This window comes from Kitasatospora sp. NPDC057512 (genome assembly GCF_042802135.1).
Classification (GTDB): Bacteria; Actinomycetota; Actinomycetes; order Streptomycetales; family Streptomycetaceae; genus Kitasatospora.
The window spans coordinates 1-7,230 of sequence record NZ_JBHVET010000437.1; the positions used below are offsets into that span (position 1 = coordinate 1).

Sequence of the window (7,230 nt, forward strand, 5' to 3'; positions counted from 1 at the left end):
GCGCAGCGCTCCCCGCACGGCCCGGCCCCGGTCCCGGGTGCGCGCCTATGGTGGGCGAATGACCGATCGTCGGACCGCCGGGCCTGGTACGGCCCGGGTGGGCCACCTCGTCGCCGCCGCCGCGTTCGCCGTCTGCATGGCGGGCACCACCCTGCCCACCCCGCTCTACGGCCTGTACCAGGAGAAGCTCGGATTCTCCGAGCTGACGGTGACGGTCGTGTTCGCGGTGTACGCCTTCGGGGTCATCGGCGTCCTGCTGCTGATCGGCAACGTCTCGGACTCCGTCGGGCGCCGGCCCGTGCTGCTCTGCGGGCTGGTCTGCTCGGCCGCCAGCGCCGTGGTCTTCCTGGCCGCGGACAGCGTCGCCTTGCTCTGCCTGGGCCGGCTGCTGTCCGGCTTCTCGGCGGGCCTGTTCACCGGCACCGGGACGGCGTACGTGCTGGAGCTCGCCCCGCCCGGGCACCGGGCCCGCGCGGGCTTCGTCGCGACCGCCGCCAACATGGGCGGGCTCGGCTGCGGTCCGCTGCTGTCGGGCCTGCTCTCGCAGTACGCCCCGTACCCGCTGGTCCTGCCGTTCGTCGTGCACCTGGGGCTGCTCGCGGCCTCCTTCGCCCTCACCTGGATGCTGCCGGAGACGGTCGCCGGGGCCCGTCCGCTGCGCACGGCCCGGCCCGACCGGCCGGCCCTGCCGCCGGAGGTCCGCCGGGTGTTCGTGCCGGCCGGGATCGCCGCGTTCGCCGGGTTCTCCCTGCTGGGCCTGTTCACCTCGGTCAGCCCCGCCTTCCTCGCCACCGGCCTGGGCGTCCACAACCGCGCGGTGGTCGGCCTGGTCGTCTTCACGGCCTTCTTCGCCTCCACCCTCGGCCAGCTCCTGGTGCCCCGGCTGGGCACCGCCCGGGCGGTGCCGCTGGGCTGCCTGGTGCTGATCGCCGGGATGGCCCTGCTGGCCGCCTCGCTCGCCTGGGAGAGCCTGCCGCCGCTGGTGCTCAGCGCCCTGGCCGGCGGCACCGGGCAGGGCATGGGCCTGCGCGGGGCGGTGGGCGAGGTGGCCGCGGCCGCTCCCCCCGAGCACCGCGGCGGCGCCCTCTCGGCACTGTTCGTGGTCGCCTACTTCGGCATCTCGATCCCGGTCATCGGGGTGGGCCTGCTCACCGGGCCGCTCGGCCTGACCCATGCGGGCCTGGTCTTCGCCGCCTGCATGGCGGTGCTCGCCGCCGCCTCCGGCCTCTACCTGCTGCGCCAGGCGCGCGCCGGGCGGGCTGACCTCGGGGCCCGACCCTGAGCAACGGCCCTGAGCACTGGTCCTGAGCACTGACCCCACGCGCCGCCGTACGCGCCCCCCGCACGCCACCCGCGCGCACCCGCCGCCACCCGCCCGTACCCGCTTGCCGCCCCGGCCGGGTACCGATAGACACGAGCCAGACACCCCGCGCACCACCCGGAGGCCTCCGCCATGAGCGTGACGAGTCGGTACCTGGACGCCTGGGAGGGCTTCTGGCGCGACGCGCCCGAGGAACCGGGCGCGGTGATCTGGGACGCGGAACCGGCCCTCAGCGCCGAACGCCACCTCACGCTGCTCCGCCCGCACCTGGCCGACCCGGCCCTGCCCGTCGTCGACCTGGGCTGCGGCAACGGCACCCAGACCCGCTTCCTCGCCGAGCGCTTCCCGCTCGCCCTCGGGGTCGACCTGTCCACCACCGCGCTGGACCTCGCCCGGCGCTGCGACCCGGCCGGGCGGGCCGAGTTCACCCGGCTGGACGCCACCGACCCCGAGGCCGTCCGGGCGCTCCACCACCGCCTCGGCGACGCCAACGTGTACGTGCGCGGGGTGATCCACCAGAGCGATCCGGCCGACCGCCCACGGGTGGTCGAGGCCATTCGCATCCTGCTCGGGGACCGCGGCCGGGCCTTCGTGTTCGAGCTCGCCGAGGCCGCCAAGGGCGTGCTGGGCGAGCTCGTCCGGAGCCCGGACGGTCCGCCGCCGAAGCTGCGCCCGGTGTTCTCGCACGGGCTCGCCCCCGCCGAGGTCGCCGACGCGGTCTTCCCGGAGCTGTTCCGCGCGGCCGGCCTCGACATCCTCGCCACCGGCGAACTGCCGCTGGCCACCACGGAGTCCGCCGACGACGGCTCCCGGATCGAGCTGCCCGCGCACTGGCTGGTCGCCGGGCCGGGCGGTTCCGCGCCGAACTGATCCCGGGCGGCCCGGACCGCCGACGCCGGCTGCCCCTACCCGCCCTCGGGCCGGAAGTTCGGGTTGCCGCGCAGGGCGTTCGCCGGGTCGTACGCCTTCTTCACGGCCGCGAGCCGGGCATGGTACGAGATCGAACGGCTCGTCCACCAGCACGAGTTGCTCCACGTCATCACGGTCGACAACATCATCGGCATGGACTACTTCCGTGCCTTCCCGCCACGGGCCGCCGAGCGCGCGTGGGACCTGCGCACCCAGGGACCGGACGTCCTCCGGGTCCGCGACCGCCGCGACCCGGACGCCTCGGCCCGCTTCGCCCTGGACCACCCCGACCCGGTGGCACCTTCCGGGCCCGCCTGACCCCCACCGCCCCGGACGACCTCAGCAGTACGGGCCGTGAGGCGGCGTCCGTCCTGGCGTCCGAGGGCCTCGTGCCCGTCACCCGGGGCTGGGCGGTGACGCTCCCGCCCCGCATCCGCCACTGACCGTGCCCGACACAGGAGTTCGACACATGGGATCCTCCACGGCCGAGGAGTCGTCCGTACCCCCGGAGCCCGTACCCCCGAAATCCGGACCCCCGGAATCCGTACCCCCGGAGCCCGGCCCGCCCGCGACCCCGGCCCCAGCCGAGGCCCCGGAGTCCATACCGCTGCGCCGCCACCGGCCGCTGCTGCTGCTGGTCACGGAGCAGATGACCAGCTCGGTGGGGCGTCAGGTCACCGCGCTGGCGCTGCCGCTGCTGGCCATCGCCCACCTGCACGCCGGCCCGCTGGGCGCCTCGGCGCTGATGGCGATGACCTACCTGCCCGGCGTCCTGCTCAGCCCGCTGATCGGCGTGGCCGTCGACCGGGCCCGGCTGCGGCGGATGCTGGTCTCGGTGTCCTGGCTGCAGGTCCCCGCCATCGGCAGCGTGCCGCTCGCCGCCGCGCTGGACGGCCTGACCTGGCCGCACCTGTTCGTCGCGGCCGCCGCCTCCGGGGCACTGAACTCCGCGCAGGGCGTCGCGCTGCAGTCCTGTCTGCCCCGCGTGGTGCCCCCGGAACGCCTGCTGCCGGCCAACTCCTCGCTCACCGGGGCCCGGACCATCGGCCTGATCGGCGGGCCGGCGCTCGGCGGCATCCTGATCGGCCTGATCGACCCGGCCCCGGCGCTGCTGGTCGAGTGCGCCGCCTACCTCGTCGGCGGAGCCCTGTTCCTCGCGCTGCCGGCCGCGCTGAACCGGTCCGCGCGGGAGGCGGGCAGCGGCGCGCGCTCCCGCCTCGAAGCCCTGCGGGAGGGCCTCGCGGTCATCCGGCGCGAGACCCTGCTGCGCCGCCAGGCCCTGGCCGCGGCCGGGCTCAACCTCGGCGGCGGGGCCGGCGGCGGCCTGTTCGTCCTGTACGCCGACCGGGAACTGCGGCTGTCCCCGTGGCAGCTCGGCACGGTCTACGCCGCGTACGCCGTCGGCATGGGCACCGGCGTGCTGGTCGCGACCTCCGTGACCCGGGCGCTGGGCATGGCCCGGGCCATCCGGCTGTGCGCCGTGGGCGCGGGCGCCGCCCTCTTCCTCATCCCGGCGGCCTCCCTGGGCCTGTCCTTCGCCGTGCTGGTCCTGTACCAGCTGCTGTTCGGACTGACGGCCACCATCTGGTCGATCGCCATGACCACCGGGCGCCAACTCGTCACCCCCGCCCACCTGCTGGGCCGCGTCAACGCCTTCCTCCAGGCCGTGCTGACCGCCACCCTGCCCGTCGGCGCCTTCGTCGGCGGGTGGCTCGCCTCCCGGGTCGGCATCGTGCCGGTGCTGGTCGGCGCGGCGGCCGTCGCCCTCGCGGGCGCGAGCAGCCTCTGGTTCCCGCGCGACGTGCTCGCGGAGATCGAGCGGGCGGCGGAGCGGAAGACCGTCCCGCAGAAGCCCTGAGGCCCGCCCCGCAGAAGCCCTGACGCCTGCCCTCCCGGGGGCGCCGGGGCCGTACGGCTACGCCGTTCCGCCGTCCGTCCGCACCTCGGGGCGGCCGGGCTCGGCCCAGCGGGTGTGGAAGCTGCCCGGGCGGTCGGTGCGGCGGTAGGTGTGGGCGCCGAAGAAGTCGCGCTGCCCCTGGATCAGCGCGGCGGGCAGGTGCGGGCTGCGCAGGGTGTCGTAGGAGGCGAGCGCGGCGGAGAAGGCCGGCACCGGGATGCCGTGCTGGGCCGCGCCGGCCACCACCGTGCGCCAGGCCGCCTGGGCGTCGGAGACCTCGGCCGCGAACTGCTCCTCGGCGAGCAGGCTGACCAGGTCGGGGTTGGCGGCGTGGGCGGCGCGGATGCGGTCGAGGAACGCGGCGCGGATGATGCAGCCGCCGCGCCAGATCCGCGCCACCGCCCCCAGGTCGATGTCCCAGCCGTACTCGGCCGCGGCGTCGCGGATCATCGTCCAGCCCTGGTCGTAGGCGATGACCTTGGACGCGTAGAGGGCCTGCTCGACGTCCCGGGTGAAGCGCTCGGCCTCGTGCGGGCGCAGCTCCTGCCGGCTGCCGCCGGGCAGCGGCCGGTAGGCCGCCCGCAGCTCGGCCCGGGCGGAGGCGACCCGGGCGAAGGTGGCCTGGGCGATGGCGGTGACCGGGGAGCCGAGGTCGAGGGCGGTCTGGACGGTCCAGCGCCCGGTGCCCTTCTGCTCCGCGGCGTCCTGGACGATGTCGACGAAGGGCTCGCCGGTGGCGGCGTCGGTGTGGGCGAGCACCTCGGCGGTGATCTCGATCAGGTAGGAGTCGAGCCGCCCCTCGTTCCAGCGCCGGAAGGTCTCGGCGATCTCGGCGGGGGCGTACCCGCCGACCTCCCGCAGCAGGTGGTAGGCCTCGGCGATGAGCTGCATGTCGGCGTACTCGATGCCGTTGTGCACCATCTTCACGAAGTGGCCGGCCCCGTCGGTGCCGATGTGGGTGCAGCACGGGTCGCCGTCCACGTGGGCGCTGATCCGCTCCAGCATCGGGCCGAGGACGGCGTAGGACTCGGCGGAGCCGCCGGGCATCACCGAGGGGCCGTGCAGCGCACCCTCCTCCCCGCCGGAGACGCCGGTCCCGACGAAGTGGATGCCGCGCTCGCGCAGCGCCCGCTCCCGGCGGCGGGTGTCGGCGAAGTGGGCGTTGCCACCGTCGACGAGCATGTCGCCCGCCTCCAGCAGCGGGGCGAACTCCTCGATGACCTCGTCGGTGGCCCGGCCGGCCTTCACCATGATCAGCAGCCTGCGGGGCCGCTCCAGTGCGGCCACCAGCTCCTGCGGCGACCAGGCCGGGACGAACGCGCCCTCGTGGCCGAACTCCTCGACCAGGGACTTGGTCCGGCCCTCGCTCCGGTTGTGCACCGCGACCGTGTAGCCGTTGCGGGCGAAGTTCCGCGCCAGGTTGCGGCCCATCACCGCGAGCCCCGTCACGCCGATCTGTGCCGATGCCTCCATGGCGGGTGCTTCCTTCCTCGGGGAGTCCCCCAGCGGGGCTCGCGGGCCGGCGCCGCGGGTTCCCGGGGCGGCCGTGTCCGCCCGCCGGCGCGCGCCACGGACCCGGCCCGGCGCCACGGGCGGTCGGACTACATGCTCACCGGCCGCACCCGCCCGCCGCGCGGGGGACTCCCCCGTTCAGGTGCCCCGCCCCCGCCTCCTAGCGCACCGCCTCGACCGCTTCCGGCTCGGCCTGCGGCCGGTGCCCGGGCAACTGCCCGGTCGGCAGGTCCCGGTGGCGGCGGATCGGGGAGCAGTAGAGGAAGAGGGCCGCCGCCGGTACGCCCGCGGTCAGGATCCACAGGGCCGGGCGCAGGCCGAGCCAGGTGCCGAGCGCGCCCCCGAGCAGGGCGCCCAGCGGCATCGTGCCGTAGTTGAGGAACGCCGAGCTCGCGACGAGCCGGCCGAGCACGGCGCTGGGGACGTAGCTCTGGACGAACCCGGACTTGAGGACGTTGCCCGCCACGATGCCGATCGCCACCCCGCTGTAGGCGAGGACGATCATCAGCAGGCCCCACCCGGGGCCGGCCAGCGGGATGAGCAGGGCCGGCGCCGGCAGCACCAGCTCGAACATCAGGAGGGCGCGGCCGGTGCCCAGCCTGGCGCTGACCCGGCGCACGACGAAGGCGCCCAGCACACCGCCGATGCCGCTGACCATCGCGAGGCTGCCGATCTCGCCGGAGGACAGGCCGACCTCACGGACCAGGAAGACGACCATGAGCGACTGGTACCCGGTCAGGGCGAGGTTGGAGGCCGCTCCGAAGAGCGCCAGGCTCCGCAGGAAGGGGTCGCCGAACAGCAGTCCCAGCCCCTCCCGGATCTCCTTGGCCATGGCGCCGCGCGGCCGTTGGACCCGCTCGGGTACGGATTCCCGGTGCCGGATGGCGACCAGGCAGAGGGTCGCCAGCAGGAAGGTCGTCGTGTTGACGAGCATCCCGTTGGCGGCGCCCGCGAGTTGGATGAGCAGGCCGCCGCAGCCGAGCCCGGCGATCTGCGCCGCGGAGGCGCTGCCCTGGAGCTTGGCGTTGCCCTCGGCCTGGTCCTCCGGCTTCACCAGGTCCGGCAGGTAGGCGGTGTACGCGGTCTGGAAGAACACCGTGGCGGCGCCCGCGAGCAGGGCCACGAGCAGCAGTTGGGTCACCCCCAGCACGCCGGCCCACGCCGCGACCGGGACGCTGGCGAAGAGCGCGAAGCAGATGACGTTGGCCCAGAACATCACCTGCCTGCGCCGCAGCCGGTCCACCCAGACACCCACTGGCAGCCCGATGACCAGCCACGGCACCCAGGGCGCCGCGCTCAGCAGGCTGACCTCGAAGGTGTCGGCGTGCAGGGTCGACACGGCGATCAGCGGAACGGCGAGCACCGTGACCGACTGGCCGAAGCGCCCCGCTGTCTCGCCTGACCAGAGGAGCCGGAAGTCCCGGTGGCGGCGGAGTAAGCCGCCACGTGTGCCGTTGCCCATCGAACGCTCCGATCTGTCGCGGTAGGAAAGCCGAACTGCCCGGAGCCGCCCGCTGGTTGCGCCCCCTCCGCGCCCCGCGGCCGACACCGGCGCGGGGAGCAGGACCGTCGCGCGGCCCGTACGCCCACC

The 7,230-nt window shown here is 75.3% G+C and carries 7 protein-coding genes; 4 read left to right on the forward strand and 3 right to left on the reverse strand.

The window, feature by feature from the left end:
• The first annotated feature begins 58 nt into the window (after nucleotides 1-58).
• Together ACFU6K_RS25385 and ACFU6K_RS25390 are read left to right on the forward strand one after the other, a co-directional pair.
• Nucleotides 59-1,282: an MFS transporter gene (locus ACFU6K_RS25385; protein WP_380666684.1), complete on the forward strand. Its 1,224-nt coding sequence runs from the start codon at nucleotides 59-61 to the stop codon at nucleotides 1,280-1,282.
• A gap of 171 nt (nucleotides 1,283-1,453) precedes the next feature.
• The gene (locus tag ACFU6K_RS25390; RefSeq protein WP_380666686.1) at nucleotides 1,454-2,191 is read left to right on the forward strand and encodes a class I SAM-dependent methyltransferase; all 738 of its coding nucleotides are present in this window, start codon (nucleotides 1,454-1,456) and stop codon (nucleotides 2,189-2,191) included.
• Between the two features lie 35 nt (nucleotides 2,192-2,226).
• Here ACFU6K_RS25390 and ACFU6K_RS25395 read toward each other — a convergent pair whose 3' ends face one another.
• Nucleotides 2,227-2,385 (reverse strand): hypothetical protein, encoded by a 159-nt coding sequence (locus ACFU6K_RS25395; protein ID WP_380666688.1) that lies wholly within the window; start codon nucleotides 2,383-2,385, stop codon nucleotides 2,227-2,229.
• Here ACFU6K_RS25395 and ACFU6K_RS25400 point away from each other — a divergent pair.
• Complete coding sequence (locus ACFU6K_RS25400) at nucleotides 2,384-2,548, forward strand: hypothetical protein (protein WP_380666690.1); 165 nt, start codon at nucleotides 2,384-2,386, stop codon at nucleotides 2,546-2,548. The two genes, ACFU6K_RS25395 and ACFU6K_RS25400, sit on opposite strands and share 2 nt — an antisense overlap.
• A 151-nt stretch (nucleotides 2,549-2,699) precedes the next feature.
• On the forward strand, nucleotides 2,700-4,088 hold the full coding sequence (locus ACFU6K_RS25405) for an MFS transporter (protein ID WP_380666692.1): 1,389 nt from the start codon (nucleotides 2,700-2,702) through the stop codon (nucleotides 4,086-4,088).
• A gap of 57 nt (nucleotides 4,089-4,145) precedes the next feature.
• Here ACFU6K_RS25405 and gndA read toward each other — a convergent pair whose 3' ends face one another.
• Entirely contained in the window at nucleotides 4,146-5,600 is a 1,455-nt protein-coding gene (gene gndA / locus ACFU6K_RS25410; RefSeq protein WP_380666694.1) for an NADP-dependent phosphogluconate dehydrogenase, read from the reverse strand.
• Nucleotides 5,601-5,799: 199 nt separating this feature from the next.
• Nucleotides 5,800-7,101, reverse strand: a complete 1,302-nt coding sequence (locus ACFU6K_RS25415; RefSeq protein WP_380666696.1) for an MFS transporter — start codon at nucleotides 7,099-7,101, stop codon at nucleotides 5,800-5,802.
• Nucleotides 7,102-7,230 lie beyond the last annotated feature (129 nt).